This window comes from Candidatus Poriferisocius sp. (assembly GCF_965219815.1).
Lineage (GTDB): Bacteria > Actinomycetota > Acidimicrobiia > Acidimicrobiales > Bin134 > Poriferisocius.
Genome location: NZ_OZ244791.1, coordinates 127,931 through 143,272 on the forward strand (window position 1 = coordinate 127,931; position 15,342 = coordinate 143,272).

Annotated in this window: 12 protein-coding genes; 10 read left to right on the top strand and 2 right to left on the bottom strand. The window is 63.8% G+C overall.

From position 1 onward, the window contains the following. The first annotated feature begins 32 nt into the window (after positions 1 to 32). From ACOQPI_RS00610 to ACOQPI_RS00655, 10 genes are all read left to right on the top strand, one after another. On the top strand, positions 33 to 1,742 hold the full coding sequence (locus ACOQPI_RS00610; protein ID WP_420617791.1) for an ABC transporter family substrate-binding protein: 1,710 nt from the start codon (positions 33 to 35) through the stop codon (positions 1,740 to 1,742). 11 nt (positions 1,743 to 1,753) lie between these two features. Beyond that, positions 1,754 to 2,737 (top strand): ABC transporter permease, encoded by a 984-nt coding sequence (locus ACOQPI_RS00615; protein ID WP_420617792.1) that lies wholly within the window; start codon positions 1,754 to 1,756, stop codon positions 2,735 to 2,737. 53 nt (positions 2,738 to 2,790) lie between these two features. Further along, the gene (locus ACOQPI_RS00620) at positions 2,791 to 3,699 is read left to right on the top strand and encodes an ABC transporter permease (protein WP_420617793.1); all 909 of its coding nucleotides are present in this window, start codon (positions 2,791 to 2,793) and stop codon (positions 3,697 to 3,699) included. Continuing rightward, positions 3,696 to 4,709, top strand: coding sequence for an ABC transporter ATP-binding protein (locus ACOQPI_RS00625; RefSeq protein ID WP_420617794.1), 1,014 nt, complete (start codon positions 3,696 to 3,698; stop codon positions 4,707 to 4,709). The genes ACOQPI_RS00620 and ACOQPI_RS00625 overlap by 4 nt, the downstream gene beginning before the upstream one ends. Beyond that, positions 4,702 to 5,730 carry an ABC transporter ATP-binding protein gene (locus ACOQPI_RS00630; RefSeq protein ID WP_420617795.1) on the top strand — a complete coding sequence of 343 codons (1,029 nt, stop codon included), beginning with the start codon at positions 4,702 to 4,704 and terminating at the stop codon, positions 5,728 to 5,730. Before ACOQPI_RS00625 ends, ACOQPI_RS00630 begins: the two co-directional genes overlap by 8 nt. An 11-nt stretch (positions 5,731 to 5,741) precedes the next feature. Continuing rightward, on the top strand, positions 5,742 to 6,647 hold the full coding sequence (locus tag ACOQPI_RS00635) for an ABC transporter ATP-binding protein (RefSeq protein ID WP_420617796.1): 906 nt from the start codon (positions 5,742 to 5,744) through the stop codon (positions 6,645 to 6,647). After that, on the top strand, positions 6,644 to 7,516 hold the full coding sequence (locus ACOQPI_RS00640; protein WP_420617797.1) for an ABC transporter permease subunit: 873 nt from the start codon (positions 6,644 to 6,646) through the stop codon (positions 7,514 to 7,516). The genes ACOQPI_RS00635 and ACOQPI_RS00640 overlap by 4 nt, the downstream gene beginning before the upstream one ends. Then, positions 7,513 to 8,448, top strand: a complete 936-nt coding sequence (locus tag ACOQPI_RS00645) for an ABC transporter ATP-binding protein (RefSeq protein WP_420617798.1) — start codon at positions 7,513 to 7,515, stop codon at positions 8,446 to 8,448. The genes ACOQPI_RS00640 and ACOQPI_RS00645 overlap by 4 nt, the downstream gene beginning before the upstream one ends. A gap of 65 nt (positions 8,449 to 8,513) precedes the next feature. Further along, on the top strand, positions 8,514 to 9,212 hold the full coding sequence (locus ACOQPI_RS00650; RefSeq protein ID WP_420617799.1) for a hypothetical protein: 699 nt from the start codon (positions 8,514 to 8,516) through the stop codon (positions 9,210 to 9,212). A gap of 41 nt (positions 9,213 to 9,253) precedes the next feature. Next, positions 9,254 to 9,724: a 2,4'-dihydroxyacetophenone dioxygenase family protein gene (locus ACOQPI_RS00655; RefSeq protein ID WP_420617800.1), complete on the top strand. Its 471-nt coding sequence runs from the start codon at positions 9,254 to 9,256 to the stop codon at positions 9,722 to 9,724. Between the two features lie 154 nt (positions 9,725 to 9,878). On the opposite strand, the gene ACOQPI_RS00660 is transcribed toward ACOQPI_RS00655, so the two are convergent. Together ACOQPI_RS00660 and ACOQPI_RS00665 are read right to left on the bottom strand one after the other, a co-directional pair. After that, positions 9,879 to 14,039, bottom strand: a complete 4,161-nt coding sequence (locus ACOQPI_RS00660) for an NACHT domain-containing protein (RefSeq protein WP_420617801.1) — start codon at positions 14,037 to 14,039, stop codon at positions 9,879 to 9,881. Continuing rightward, a complete protein-coding gene (locus ACOQPI_RS00665; protein WP_420617802.1) occupies positions 14,036 to 15,313 on the bottom strand; it encodes an ATP-binding protein in 1,278 nt (425 codons plus the stop codon). Before ACOQPI_RS00665 ends, ACOQPI_RS00660 begins: the two co-directional genes overlap by 4 nt. Positions 15,314 to 15,342 lie beyond the last annotated feature (29 nt).

Consider the following 15,342-nt stretch of genomic DNA (forward strand, 5'->3'; position numbering starts at 1 on the left):
CAGCCATAATTGACCTTGCTATGACAAAGCACATGAAAATCGATCGATATTCGCGAGTGGTCGCGGCCCTGCTGGCACTAGTCCTGCTAGCCGCTGCCTGTGGCAACGACGACGACTCGCCTCCACCGGATGCCTCAGGGCCCACTGCGGCCCCGGCCACAGGTGAAGAGCCTGCGGCGGCCCCGACCCAAGCCGAAGACTCCAGCCCGGAAGAAGAGCAGCCCACCAGCGTGGTCGTCGGTCTGGAGCAGGAGATCACCAACTTCAACAACTTGACGGCCGGCGACAACCTCCTGGCCGGTCGCCAAATCACCCGGGCTATCTACCCCACCTGCACGCGGACCCGCCCCGATTTCTCCTTCGAGCCGTACTTCTGCGAAACCCTGCCCACCATCATCCAAGAGGACCCCCTGGTGGTGGAGTACCGGCTGCGAGCCGACGCCATGTGGAGCGACGGAACCCCGGTGAGCTCCGACGACATGGTGTTTTATTTCGAGAACTGCAACGACCCCCAAGATGATTGCGCTGCCACTCAGGGCTTCGACAGCGCAACCTTGGAGGTGGTAGACGACAAGGCCGTCCGTCTGAGTTGGCCCGAGGGCCAGCCCTTCGTGGAATACATCCTGCTGTTCTCCGGACCGTTCCCGCCCGCCCACCTGGGCCGGGACTGGAGCGACGGCTTCCGCACCGATCCAGGTGTGGGCGCCGGTCCCTATGTGGTAGACGAGTACAACCCGGGCAGCGATCTGACACTGGTGGCCAACCCCACCTGGTTCGGCGAAGGTCCCCATATCGACGAGGTCACCTTCCGGTTCATCAGCGACGTGGGCAACCTGCCCCTCGCGCTGGAAAACGGCGAAGTAGACGTGATCTATCCGCAACCCCAAGTGGACTTAGTGCAACAGATCAACGGTATAAGCGGAGTGGAATCCTCCATCACCTTCGGCCCCACCTGGGAGCACATCACGTTCAACACTGCCACCGTTCCTTTGGAGGCGCGCCAGGCCATCGCATTAGCGCTCGATCGAGAGCTGATCGTGACCGCGCTCATGCGGCCGTTCTCGGAGTCGGCCCAACCACTGGGCAACCGGATCTACATGAACGGCCAAGCCCAGTATCAAAACAACACTCCGGCTGAGTTCCAACAGCGGGACGTGACTGCGGCCCGCGCCGTGCTGGAATCCGCCGGCTGGGAGCTCGACGGCGACGTGTACGCCAAAGACGGCCGACAGCTGAGCCTGCGCATCCGCACCACCGGCGGCAATGACCGCCGGGAGCAGTTCCAGGAACTGGTGCAGAACCAGCTGGCTGAAGCCGGAATCAGAATCACCATCGACAACCTGCCCGGCGGCGAGATCTTCGGCCCGGTATTCGGCTCAACCAACGATCCCCCCGGCCCCCCCGGCGACTTCGATCTGGTGATCTTCGCCTGGGTGGGCGGACCGCTGCCGGCCACATCGGCCCTTCAGGTCTTCGGCACCGGCAGCGACAGCAACCCCGGCGCCTACGTAGACGATCAGGTCAACGAACTGCTGGTGGAGGCCACCTTCACCCTCGACGCCGACCGCCAAGCCGAGTTACTCAATCAGGCCGACGCTCTCATGTGGGAAACCCTCCCCAACACACCCGTGTACCAACTCCCCTTCTTCTTGGCCTGGAACGACAACCTCCAAAACATCCAAGACAACCCCACCTTGGAAAGCTTCACCTGGAATCTGGAGGAGTGGGCGCTCGCTAACTAGCTTTCCTACTGGTGCTCGGGTACGCGACACGCAAGCTGCTCATATCCGTCGTCGTCCTATTCTTCGCCACCCTGGTGGCCTTCTTGTTGGTGGCCACCGTCGATCCCATCGCCGAACAGCGGGTTTTTCTGCTGTCGCAACCGGGCGGAGCCGAGCAAGTCCAACGCCTGGAAGCCAGCCTGGGCCTCGACAAGCCCCTTATCGAGCGCTACGGAAGCTGGCTGGGCGACATGTTCACTGGCGACATGGGCACATCCACCGACAACGGCCGGGCGGTCACCACCTTGCTGGGCGAGGCCATACCGGTCACCCTGCGGCTGGTCATCGCCGCCACCGTCATCTCGGTGATCCTGGGCGTGGCGGTCGGGGTGGTGAGCGCGATGCGCCAGTACGGGAAGTTCGACAACATCTCCACCTTCTTCGCCTTCCTGTTCTTCGCCATGCCGGTGTTCTGGCTCGGAGCGTTGCTCAAAGACTTGGGCATCCGGTTCAACGACTGGTGGGGACGCCGGATCTTCTTCACCATCGGCGAGCAGTCGCCCCGGCTTGATGCCGACTTCTGGGGGACATGGGCCGACCGGGCCGGCCACATCATCCTTCCCGCCCTCACCCTGATCGCGATCCAACTGGCCGCCACCAGCCGGTTCCAGCGCTCGGCCATGCTCGATGTTCTGGAGAGCGACTACATCCGAACCGCCCGAGCCAAAGGGGTGCCTCGGCGCCGGGTCATCACCCACCACGCCCTTCGCAACGCCCTGCTTCCGGTGGTGAGCTACACCGGGCTCACGTTCGGAACGCTGATCGGTGGCACGGTGGTCACCGAGGTGGTGTTCAACTGGAAGGGCATGGGCCGGCTGTTCCTGGAGTCTCTGCTCAACGGAGATGTGGCCGTGACCCAGGGATGGCTGTTGGCGGTAGGCATCTCGGTGATCATCGTCAATCTGCTCACCGATCTGACTTACGGCTTCCTGGATCCGAGGGTGCGAGATGGCTGAAGCCAATCCGCACCGACGGCGTGCCCTTACCGAACTGGACCCGAGGGTGCGAGATGGCTGACATCCCGGCCAACGTGTTCGCCGACGCCCCGACCGAGACAGAGGTCCGCTCCCAGTGGCGGCTGGTGCTTCGCCGCTTCCTCGCCCACCGGCTGGCGGTGGCCGCAGGCGTCGTGCTGGTGGTGGCCTACTTGTTCAGCTACCTGGCCGAGCCGCTCGGTGGCTGGGGCTACAAGGATCTGTCCCCCGATCTTTCGCAGGGGCCGTCGGGTGACCACTGGTTCGGCACCGACACCATCGGCCACGACATGTTCGCCCAGTCGATGCGAGGACTGCGGGTGTCGATCCACGTCAGCCTGGTGGTGGCCGGCATCGCCACCGTGCTGGGTTCGGTTCTGGGTGCGGTGCAGGGCTGGTTCCGAGGACGAGTAGACGGCGCTTTGGGGCTCTTGGTGGACTTCTTGCTGATTCTTCCTCTGCTGCCGGTGCTGATGGTTCTGGGCACCCGCACTCGGGCCAGCGGCGGAAGCTCGCTCATGTTCGTGGCGGTGGTGATTGGCCTGTTCCTGTGGGCGCCGCTGGCTCGGGTGGTGCGGGGCGAGGTGTTCTCCATCCGGGAGAAGGAGTACATCGAGGCGGCCGAGGCCCTGGGCGCCTCGAACACCCGCATCATCTTCCGCCACCTCATCCCCAACGCCATGAGCTCGATCATCGTGTACGCCACCCTCACCGTGGCCACCGCCATCCTGCTGGAGACCGCCCTTGCCTTTTTGGGCTTCGGCATCCAGCCCCCCGAGGTGTCGCTGGGATCGCTGGTGGACGAAGGCCGAGACGCCGCCCGCACCAGGTGGTGGCTGTTCTATCTGCCGGGGGCGGTGCTGGTGCTGCTGGTGCTGTGTGTGAACTTCGTGGGCGACGGCCTGCGCGACGCCCTAGATCCCCGCCGGGAGCAGCGGCGATGACCAGCCCGGCCAACCCCCGAGCCGAGGTCCCGGTGCTGTCGGTGCAGGACTTGGAGGTGGTGTTCCCCACCCCCGACGGCGACGTGCAGGCGGTGCGGGGGGTGAGCTGGGACATCTACGAGGGCGAGGTGCTGGCCATCGCCGGTGAATCTGGCTCGGGAAAATCGGTCAGCGTGATGGCCGCCCTGGGCCTGCTGCCGAGCACCGCCCGAGTAAGCGGCACTATTGCCTATCGGGGCCAAGACGTGACGGCCATGACCGACAAAGAACTCGAAAAACTGCGGGGATCGGCCATCTCCATGGTTTTCCAAGACCCGATGACCTCGCTGAACCCGGTGATGACCGTGGGGGCCCAGATTGCCGAGGGAGTCCGCGTCCACCAGCGGACGAAGACGGCCATCGCCCGGTTGAAGGCAGTCGAGCTGCTCGACTTGGTGGGCATCCCCAATGCCTCGCAGCGGGTGGACTCCTACCCTCATGAGCTGTCGGGCGGCATGCGCCAGCGGGCCATGATCGCCATGGCCATCGCCAACGACCCCGATCTTCTCATCGCCGACGAGCCCACCACCGCCCTCGACGTCACCATTCAGGCCCAGGTGCTCGACGTTCTGGAGCGGGCCCGTGAAGCCGCTGGCTCAGCCCTGGTGGTGATCACGCACGACCTCGGCGTGGTAGCCCGCACCGCCCACCGGCTGCTGGTGATGTACGCCGGTCGGATAGCCGAGACCGGAATGGCCGACAACGTGTTCGAACGCCCCGCCCACCCCTACACCGCCGGCCTTCTCGACGCCATACCCCGCCTCGACGCCCCCAAGGGCACCCGCCTGATGCCCATCGACGGAACCCCGCCATCCATGCTGGCCCCACCCCCCGGATGCGCCTTCGCCCCCCGCTGCCCCCGAGCCACCGATATCTGCTCTCAAGAGACCCCCGAGCTACGCCCTATAGGCACCCAGCTCACCGCCTGCCACCACGCCGAAGACCAATACGGCGAGGCCGAAGATGTCTAGCCCCGCCGACCTGCCGCAAGGAGCAACCCCGCTGGTCGAAGTCGCCGACCTGGTCAAGACCTTCCCCATAAAGTCCAAAGGCGTCGTCCGCCGCACCGTGGGCACCGTCCAAGCCGTAAGCGGCGTGTCCCTGCACATCAACCAAGGCGAAACCCTAGGTCTGGTAGGAGAATCGGGATCCGGCAAATCCACCATCGCCCGCTGCATTCTCCGCCTCATCCAGCCCACCTCGGGCTCAGTGCGATTCAAAGGCCAAGAGCTGGCCGACCTGAGCCGCCGCCAGCTTCAGGCCCTGCGCCAAAACATGCAGATCGTGTTCCAAGACCCGATGGCCTCCCTCGACCCCCGCATGACGGTCTCGGCCATCATCTCCGAGCCCCTGCGAATCCACCGAGCCAACGAGGACAACCAGGCCCGGGTGAGAGAACTACTGGAGCTGGTTGGGCTGAACCCCGAGCACGGCAATCGCTACCCTCACGAGTTCTCCGGCGGCCAGCGCCAGCGCATCGGAATCGCCCGAGCCCTCGCCCTCGAACCCGAGCTGATCATCCTGGACGAGCCGGTGTCAGCCCTCGACGTGAGCATTCAGGCCGGCGTGCTCAACCTGCTGGAAGATCTCCAGCGCCAACTGGGACTCACCTACCTGTTCGTGGCCCACGATCTGTCGGTGGTCCGCCACATCTCCGACCGGGTGGCAGTGATGTATCTGGGACGGATCGTGGAGACGGGTACCGGGCCGGAAGTGTACGAAACCCCGGCCCATCCCTACACCCAGGCCTTGCTGTCCGCAGTGCCCATTCCCGACCCCAAGCTCGAGAAGAGGCGAAGGCGCATAGTGCTGGAAGGGGATGCGCCCAACCCAGCCGCGCCCCCTTCGGGATGCCGCTTTCGGACCCGATGCTGGAAGGCGCAGTCGATATGCGCCGAGTACGACCCGGAGTTGCTCGATTTGGGCATCGGACATCCGGTGGCCTGCCACTTCCCCACCCCCGACGACCTGATGGGGTCAGACCAGGGATAGGGTTTCGCCCAGTGTCCGACATCGTGATCTCCGCCCGAGGAGTGCAAAAGAGCTACGGGTCGAACCACGTGCTCCAGGGCCTGGATTGCGACATTGGACCGGGCATCACCGGGCTGTTGGGACCGAACGGTGCGGGCAAGAGCACGTTCATGGGGTTGGTGTTGGGACTGCGCCCCCGCCAGGGCGGCACGCTCAATGTGCTGGGGGTCGACCCCGACCAGAGCGGGCCTGAACTGCGTGCCCGGCTGGGGTATGCGCCCGAACACCACGATCTGCCCGACGACGTGCAGGCCGCCGACTTGGTGCGCCACATTGCCCAACTCCACGGGCTGCCCCGACGGGCGGCCACCGAGCGGGCCAGCGACGCCCTGTGGCAGGTGGGTCTAGGGGAAGAGCGGTTCCGCCCTATCGGCACCATGTCTACCGGGCAGCGCCAGCGGGTGAAGATGGCCCAGGCCATCGCCCATGATCCCGACCTTCTTCTACTGGACGAGCCCACCGACGGCCTCGATCCAGTGCAGCGCGACGACATGCTGGCCCTCATTCGTCGAGTGGGCAGCGAGTTCGGCATCGACATCCTGTTGTCGTCGCACCTGCTGGAGGAAGTGGAGCGGGTGTGCGACTCGGTTGTCATCCTGGCCAACGGCGTGGTCGGCCACAGCGGCACCCTTGACGGCCTGGGGTCGGCCACATCAGGGGTGAAGGTGGAGTTGGACTCCGATCCCCAGCCGCTGGCCACTGCACTGGCGGCCCGAGGCGCGCAAGCAACCATCGACGGGCACATCCTCACCGTGACCGGTGTCGACGAGATCGGCGATCTGGTTCGGGACCTTGTGGCCGATCTGGGCTTGGGCCTGCGCCGTCTGGAGCCTCGCCGGACCACCCTGGAAGACGTGTTTATCGAGGCCTCCCGATGACCGAGGCCCGTATCCACGATCGGGGCTACTTGGCCTACGACGGCCCCCGCCATGGGCCAGGGCGCGCCATGGTGGTCTTGAGCTATCACACCGCGCAGCGGGTACTGGGCCTGAAGCGGTCCAACTGGCAGAAGGTCATGCCGGCAATAGCCCTGCTGGTTGCCTTCGTGCCGGCCATCGTGTTCATCGGCCTAGCGGCCCTGCTTCCCGCTAGCAGCGACTTCGATCTGGGGGATCCGGCCGGGTACTACGTGCCCATCTCCTTCGTGCTGTTCTTGTTCACCTCCTTTGTGACCCCCGAGGCTCTCTGCACCGACCGCCGCAGCGGCATGCTGGGGCTATATCTGGCCTCTCCCTTGAACCGGGACACCTACCTGGCCTCCAAGTTCGTTGCCGTTATCGCCGTGCTGGGCGTCATGACGATCGGGCCAACGCTGCTGATGCTGATCGCCTTCACTCTGGATGGCAGTGGCCCCGACGGTGCTATCGACTGGTTGATCGAATTCGGCCGGGTGCTGGCCTCAGGCCTGGCCATGGCTGCCTTCTGGGGATCGCTGGCGCTGGCCATTTCCAGTCTCTCCCCTCGCCGCACACTGGCCAGCGTGGCTATCTTCGTCAGCCTGCTGGTATCTGCCGCAGTAGGCGATGGACTGGCCCAAGGCGCCGAGTTGGGCGACTCGTTCGCCTTGTTGAACATGATCGCCCTGCCCATCGAGACCGTCTACCGCGTCTACGGGGAGGTCAATCCCGACGGACCCCCCATCAGAAATGTGGAGACTCTGCCGATTCTCCTTACCTTTCTCGGGCTCATCGTCGTGTTCGGGTGGTTTGCCCGCTGGCGCTACCAGCGAATCGAGGTCACCGGATGAGCACCCAAGCGGGACCGCCGCCCATGGTGCAGGCGGCTGGGGCGTCTAAGTGGTTCGGCGACCTGGTGGCAGTGTCGGATGTGAGTTTCAGCATCGGCGCCGGGGTAACCGCCCTGCTGGGGCCCAACGGCGCCGGAAAGTCCACCATGCTGCGGATGATGTGCGGCTTGGCCAGGCCCTCCAACGGATCGGTGACCGTGCTGGGCAAGGATCCCCGCTCCGATGTATCCGTGCTGGGCCGCATCGGCATGGCCCCCCAGCAGGAATCGCTGCTCGATCACCTGAGCGGCCGAGAGTTCGTAGAGTTGGCCGCCAACCTGCATCATCTCCAACGCCCCGGCGAGGCTGCCCGCCAGGCCATTCAGACCGTGGAACTCGACCCCGACGACACTCGTCGGCTCTCCACCTATTCAAAGGGGATGCGCCAGCGCATCAAGCTGGCCCAGGCCATTGTCCACGATCCCCTGGTGATTGCCCTGGACGAACCCCTCACCGGGCTCGATCCCCGACAGCGGCGGGAGATGATCGAGCTCTTCCACCGGCTGGGGTCGGAGGGCAAGTGCGTGATCGTGTCCAGCCACGTGCTCGACGAGGTGGAGCGGTTCGGTTCCCGGGTGCTGGTGATGGCCCAAGGGCGGCTGGCCGCCGAGGGGGACTTCCGCGAGATCCGCAACCTGATGGACGATCGGCCATTGCGCATCAGCGTCCGGACCGATCAGCCCCGGGAGCTGGCCATTGCCCTGCTGGACCGGGGCGTCATCTCGGGATGCCGCTTGGAGGGCACCGACGTGGTGGTGGTGGACACCAGCGACCCGGCCGTGTTTCGCCGAGCCATAGCTCCTGTGGCCCGTGACCGGAACGTCTCGCTGCGGGAATTGCGACCGCTTGACGACGATCTGGAAAGCGTCTTCCGCTACTTGGTGGGCCAGTGACAACGCACCGGAGAACACAGTGACAACGCATCGGAGAACACAGTGACAACGCATCGGAGAACACAGTGAATCTCGCGGTGTATCGGGTTATCCTCCGCACTCAGCTGAGCCCGGCCCGGTTGCTGGTTTTGGCCGGGCTGGGCGGCGTGGCCATTTTGCTGGCCTTTACCGCCAGAGCAGCCGACGACACGGTGGAAGTCGCCACCCGGACCATCGCCAACTTCGGTATCAACATCTTCGCCGCCTTCATCGCCTTGTCGCTGGGCTCAGCCGCGCTCGGCAATCTGGTTGAAGACCGCACCCTGGTCTATCTGTGGCTACGTCCCGTCAGCCGCCATTCGATCGCCACCGCAGCCATGGCCGCAGTGTTGACCGTGGTGGCGCCGATCTTGGTGGTGGTCATGACCGTGGCTGCGATCATCACCGGGGTCGACGACTTGGTGGCCGCAACTGCGGTGGCCACCGCGCTGGCGGTGTTCGCCTACTCGGGGATCTTCTTGGCCCTGGGTCTGCGGTTCAAGCGATCCCTGCTTATCGGGCTGGGCTACATCGCCATCTGGGAGCTGTTGATGTCCCGGCTGGGCGACTGGTTCGCCCGCCTCTCCATTCGCAGCTATCCCATGAGCATCCTGTCCGACGCCACCGACGTGAGCATGCGACTGGCCGACCGCTCCACGCTGACGTCGTACATCGTGCCGCTGGCTGTCGGCGTGGCCGGACTCCTCTACACCTCCTGGCGCCTCAACCGCACCGAGATCGACTAGCCGCTCGGCCCGTTGCGCCAACAGGGGCGTAAGATTCCCCCATGCTTGACATGATGGTTGCCCCCACCGCCCAGCACATCGGGGAAGACGACCTCCCCTGGGCCTACGGCGAAGACGGCATCGGGCTCAAGGTGCTCCAAATCAAAGAGAGCGAGGGGCTGTGGGTCATCAAGAACCACTTCCCACCGGGCTACTCGGTGCAGACCCACAAGCACACCGGCCAGGTGTTCGCCTACACCAGCGCCGGAGCCTGGGGCTACAAGGAGAGCGACTTTCTGAACCGCGCCGGGTCGTTCCTCTATGAGCCGGCCGGCTCTGTCCACACTCTGTACACCCCCGACGACAACTCCGAGACCACCGAGGTGTTCTTCGCCATCTGGGGTGCCAACCTCAACATGGACGCCGACGGCAACATCGAGAGCATCACCGATGGCCAAACCGTGCTGATGGGCTATTACTTCATGCTCGAAGCCCAGGGCACCCCCCGGCCAAACAACATCCTGGTGGACTGATTCCCGCTGGCGCTGCCAATCGGCGGGCACCCGCAGCCTCCACCGCCCGACAGCGTCTGGCAGCACCGCGGGTTGATACGCCGTCAAGCAATGCCTGAAATTGCCAGGGCCGAAGCACTCGATATGGTCGGCCGGCTGGGGAATTCAGCGGCTGCTAGCAGCCGGGTTTGGTGGCGTCGAGGACGACCATGGATATTCTGCGGGCTTCCTCGGGGGCCAGGTCTTGCTCGAGGCGCTGCTGTAGCTCCTCGGCTGTTGCAGGCCGATGACCGTGGGGCGGGGAGGTGGGCTTGCTGTCTTCGCGTCCGAACCAGATCGGCATGTAGATGCCATAGCCGCTGGTGGCGGGATCGGTGGTGTACCGGCTGACGAGTTGGTTGCGGGGCGCAGTCCAAAGGTCGGGGTGGGTGTCTTTCTTCAGTTCGATGGGGATGTTGTGGCCGCCATAGCTCACACGGATGTCGGCGCGGGTGCCTGCGGCGTAGTGGCCTTCCGGCACGGTATCCACCTCGGCGGGAAGCGCATTTCGCAGGAGTTCGAGTACTACGTCTCGACAGGAGTTTTCGGGCTTCGGATCGGTGGGGATGCCATTTGAGTCTTCGTTCCAGAACTGGCGCCACAGATTGCTGCTGTCGCCCCGGAGGCGATCCGATATCTCATGCAGCTTTACCTTTACCAATGCAGCCAGATCCGCCGCGTTGGCGGGCAGGGTGTTGCTGAGAGTGCTTTGGACCTGGTCGATGTCGGGGTGGACGTAGGAGGCGTCACCGAAGAGAATTCTCTGGCTCTCCAAAGCGCCCTGGATATAGCCATGCCAGGCAGCGAGTTGTGGGGCATCGGCCAGGCTGGTCAGCGCCTCATGGGCTTCTTTGCTCGGCATAGCGCCAAGCTGTGAGATCATTCCGTAGACGCGCTCTGATGCGTGGTATTCCAGGGTTACCGAGCCGCTCGACAACGTCAGCGGCTCATAGAGGCGACCCAACGTTTGAATCGCATCGTGCAGTAGGGCAGGGTCAGAGCATATGGCCATGATCCCAGGGCCGAGCGCCTCGCCCTCGGAGCTGTTGCGCAGGAACTCGGCCAAGAGCCTGGTTCGGTCATCGTTGTTGCCGATGAAATCTTTGAGCGCTTGTCGATGATGGTCTGGTGAGAGGAGGGCGCCAGCGATCAGCCACCGCACCTTTTGTGCATCAGTGGCGCTCTTGGCCCCTAGCTTTTTCTCGACGACAGACACCAGCGCGGCCCGGTCAGGGAATCGCAAGGCTCGGCCCAGCAGCCGGTCGAGCAAGGGCAGCTGCGTGCTGGGGGCTCGTACCGGAAACGCTCGGAGAAGCCGAGCCCTGGTTTCGTTGACCCGTTTGGCCTGGCCTTCGACCCGGTCGAGGTCATAGAGCCCCGGCGGGTATTCGTCTCCGGACTTGAGAGCAGCGACAGCGCACCGGTAGAGAATATCGAACACCAGATCGGGATCCTGGTACAGCCAGCGGTCGTGGCTCGGGGCTGTTGAAACATGGCGAAGGGTGTCGGGAACGCAATAGCGGATGGCGAGGATCTTGCGCCTCTGGTCGTCGCTGAGCTGGTCCAAACGCGAAGGCGATCCCGCTAGGAGAATGTCGAGGCTGGCAAACACGGGGTAGGCCAGGAAGTGATGGCGGGATTCGGAGTAAAGCGAGAGTGTTCTATCGACCTCGGGCAGGTCGTCTCGAAACGCTGTCTCGCGCAGTGCAGTGAGAACCACAGACACCAGTTCGGATTCGCCTCCCAAGAAATCCCTGATGCGGTCTTGCGGGAGCGCGTGCTGGTCGACGTCATGGAACAGGGCGAAGTAGACCCCGGCCAGAGTATGCAGAAACTGCGGGACAGCCTGATTTTCCTTCAGCTCAGCTTCCCGTATGCGCACCATTTCCGCCCATTCAGATTGCTGCTGGCGCTTGCTTCGTTCGTGTTCTTCTCTGCGTTTTTGCAGTGCTTGCTCCCTTTCTCTTTGCTCTTCGCTGGGAGGCGGAGGGCTGCACAGCTCCCCCAGCAGCGCGGCTAGCCGGCTGTTGCCCTTCGTCCGATTCTGCAAGTCTTCAAGCGTGAGACCGTCGCTGATGGATGGGTCTTCCAGAGAGCGGTATGCCTGCTGGAGCAGCTTTTCGGAGACGAGCGGCTCGGAATCTGCCAGGTGAAGCGCCGTGTCGAGGCACCAATGGCCGAAGTCGCCCGGAAGCCGGCTCCAATGCAGGGCGTTGCAGCCCCAGGGCCAGAGAACCTCGAAGCGCTCGCTGGCCTCGCATCGCCTTATCCATGTCAAAAACATGGATTTCTGGGTTTCAGGGCGCTCTTCCAGCCACTCTTTGATTCGTTGATGGTGATTCTTCTCAGAGAACCGATGCATGTCATCTTGTGAGCGCTTCGGTGCATCCAGCCTGTCGAATAGACGGGATGGCTCAAGTCCGTCGCCCCACGCCTCCAACCCTCGGCTCAGCAGTTCAAGGGGCAGATCACCGAAACCGGCCTGCTCCAACGCCGAGAGAATCTGAGATCGGTCTTCGCCCAGGGAATCCAGTAGGGCGGCAACGTGGTCGCCGTCGGACTGCTCAATAAGATCCTGGTGCCAGAACAGTGCAAAACGGCCGAGCAATTCACGGTTATTCCTAGGCAAGACATAGCCCCATACCTGCGAAGGGGGCAGGTGGGCTGGGTACAGGTGTCGCAGCAGGGTTCCGCAAAGGTCATCTTCGGGATCGGACAGTGCTCGCGTGCGGATATCACCGAGAAGTCGGAGCGCAGAACGGGCTTGGGAGTCGCGTTCGGCAACTAGGCGAAGCCACACATCAAGCGCCAGCCGCCTTGTGAACGGAGGCTGCTCAGGGTTGCGAACAATTGCCTCAGTGTCCGACTCGAGATCGTCAAGCAAATGCAAGCTGGAGCTGTCGACGGCCGTTAGCACGGTCAAAACAAACTCCACGATCCGGTGTGTGCCACCTGAAGGGTCGGGGTCGACTAGCAAATCCCTGATGGCAGTCGCTGTGTCTGCCGATACGAGCGGAAGGAAAGCCCAGCCTGTGTTGTCTAGGAATCCGTCGATCCTCCCGTCGCGCTGCTCGTGGCCGAGCAATTGGCCAACGGTGGCGAACCGGGCCAGCGACTCCAGCAGGCGTTTCTTCTCGTTAGCGGAAAATCTGCCGATGTCCCCGTACAGGCCCACCCCCACGGGATCAGCGTTGATCAGCAGATTCCGTGCGCTGGAAGAATGGGCCGCAAGCCAAGCGGACAAGCCCCGCAGCGCGGTGACCACCCGATCATCTGTCGGCCTGGTCATCAACGCCACCACCCTTGAGGCCGGGAGTTCCTTGTCAATCAGCTTGGCGAGATAGCGGCCAGCCAGGAACTCTGCCAGGTGGCGGTGGGCAGGGCGATGACCGTATTCGTTTTCAGCGGCGAACAGCCTTGTCCTCAGCGCTCGCTCGCAGTCTTCCCCCGCCAGCAAGGCGGGAAGCCTGTCGAACGAGTGGATCGGCACCGACCCACCGGTGTCAGTGCCTAGCGCAGGGGAGAATCCCGGGACATCGGCGATCAGATGCAAGGCACTCAGGTAACCGGCGGCGTCCAAGACAGCGCCATTAGATGAGACCCCAGCACCAGCGCGGTGCTCTTCATTCTGCTCTGAGGCCATCTTCTGACAGGCCATCTCGAAGGTCTCCAGGCGGCTTTCCGGCCACTCGCCGCTGTGCGCCACCGCATCGGCAAGCAGCATCAGCGTTTGCGGGTTGCCAAGCAAGACGCTGAGACCTTGCTGCTCAGCTTGGCGCTTGAACTCCTGCGCGCCGCCGGAGCCTGGGAGCGTGCCCAGCAGTTCGGCGATGCCGTCGTCGCGCAGGGGATCGAGGCGCAGAACAGCGACCAGCGAATCAGGGGAGACAGCTTCCAGGCTGCGGCAGTCGTTTCCGCCGAGCCAGTCAGCTTCTCGGCACGAAATGCGAAAACTCGGGCGTCCAAGCTGGTCGAGCCGGCTGCGGACCTGATCCAGGGGAGACCGCCGGTCGACAACGCCGGCTCGCACCTCGTCGAGTCCGTCGATGAAGAGGGTCTTGCCCCGCCACTCGGGGTGGGAATCCACCGAGAAGGCAATGAAGTCCCTGGCGCTCATATAGACGGCAGCGTCGCCCAGTGCCGCCTGCTCCCGCTTGAACTCGGTCGTCTTCCCTGAGCCGGGATCGCCGAGCAGCACATAGGCAGACCGCTCTCGGAAGTGGCTGAGCGGTGCGGAGGCGTCGGCAGCTCTTCCGGTGTCGACTTCGGTACATGTGCGGGCGACGTAATCGCTCATCTCGAATCGAACCAGTGGTCGGGAGGCAGAGCCAGAAACTCTTGGAGAGGCACGCCGGAACCTCCGACCAAGACTGTGTTGCGGGGTTGGAATCGGCCTTCGAACTCCGCCATGCCCCGAGTTGTCGTGGTGCCTTGTCCGCTCTTTGCCTCAATGCCGACGAGATGCGGCCCGCGCTGGAGCACGAAATCGACCTCGTAGGCTTTGTCTCGCCAGTACTTGACCTCGGTCCTCGGCGAGACGGTATTCAGAAGGTGGGCACCGACGCAGCTTTCGACCAAGCGGCCCCAGTGGGAGCGGTCAGCCCGGGCCTCGTCGAAACTGTATCCGCAGACCGCAGACATGAGAGCGGTGTTGAGCACGTTCAACTTCGGGGTGGGCATCTTGGCCGACGCCGGGCGATTGGTGAGCTTGGGCAGCCCCGCGACCATGCCCACCTGATTTAGAAGCTCCAGGTAACGGGTAAGGGTGGTCGTGTTGCCCGCGTCTTGCAAATGGCCTTGCAACTTGCTGTACGAGACCTGCTGGCCGGAGTAGCGCGCCGCAAGATCGAACAGCCGCTTGAGCAGCTCGGGCTTGTCCACCCTGGCCATCGACAGAACGTCGCGCTCCAAAACCGGCCCGATGAGAGAGCTGCGCACATACTGGCCCCAACGATCTGGATCGCCGATCCTGGCGACCGCGCCTGGATAGCCGCCAAAGTAAATGTACTCTGCCAAGCTGAGGCCGAATGCCTCCGACATCTCCGAATATGACCAGTGCGGGAATTGGACCGGCTCAAACCGCCCGGCCAGGCTTTCGCGGAGGCCCTCCTGCATCAGCAGGGGCGCTGACCCGAGGACGACTACATGCAAGGGACAGCCTGCGAGACGGTCGGCGTCCCAGAGCCCTTTCACCACCTCCGACCAGCGGTTGACCCTCTGAATCTCGTCCAAGACGAGAACGAAACCTCCTGGCGAGCGCATTGCCTGATGACGGCAGTATTGCCAGACATCGGTTAGGTAACGGGCATCTGGCCGGGATACGGCGGGGATCCGAGCACCTGAATCCACCGCAGGGGACTCAAATCCCCCCTGAGGCGGAGGTGCCTTCGGTGCATCAAGAGACGCTTCCATCGCCTCATAGCGAGATTCCTGCTCAATGGAAGAGAGCGCTTGAAGCACCGCCGTCGTCTTACCAGTCTGGCGGGGACCGAAGATCGCGATGATGAACTCGGGCCGCTCCGACAGCCTATGAATAAGAGCGCTCACCTGCGCCCGACGAAACTCGGCCATACAACCAGCTTAACTGCAAGAGTTACATC

Bases quoted from the DNA above. Each gene is read 5' to 3' on its own strand.
- ACOQPI_RS00640 (WP_420617797.1), top strand. From the start codon at position 6,644: ATGACCGAGGCCCGTATCCACGATCGGGGCTACTTGGCCTACGACGGC.
- ACOQPI_RS00630 (WP_420617795.1), top strand. From the start codon at position 4,702: ATGTCTAGCCCCGCCGACCTGCCGCAAGGAGCAACCCCGCTGGTCGAA.
- ACOQPI_RS00655 (WP_420617800.1), top strand. From the start codon at position 9,254: ATGCTTGACATGATGGTTGCCCCCACCGCCCAGCACATCGGGGAAGAC.
- ACOQPI_RS00660 (WP_420617801.1), bottom strand. From the start codon at position 14,039: ATGAGCGATTACGTCGCCCGCACATGTACCGAAGTCGACACCGGAAGA.
- ACOQPI_RS00665 (WP_420617802.1), bottom strand. From the start codon at position 15,313: ATGGCCGAGTTTCGTCGGGCGCAGGTGAGCGCTCTTATTCATAGGCTG.
- ACOQPI_RS00625 (WP_420617794.1), top strand. From the start codon at position 3,696: ATGACCAGCCCGGCCAACCCCCGAGCCGAGGTCCCGGTGCTGTCGGTG.
- ACOQPI_RS00645 (WP_420617798.1), top strand. From the start codon at position 7,513: ATGAGCACCCAAGCGGGACCGCCGCCCATGGTGCAGGCGGCTGGGGCG.
- ACOQPI_RS00610 (WP_420617791.1), top strand. From the start codon at position 33: ATGAAAATCGATCGATATTCGCGAGTGGTCGCGGCCCTGCTGGCACTA.
- ACOQPI_RS00620 (WP_420617793.1), top strand. From the start codon at position 2,791: ATGGCTGACATCCCGGCCAACGTGTTCGCCGACGCCCCGACCGAGACA.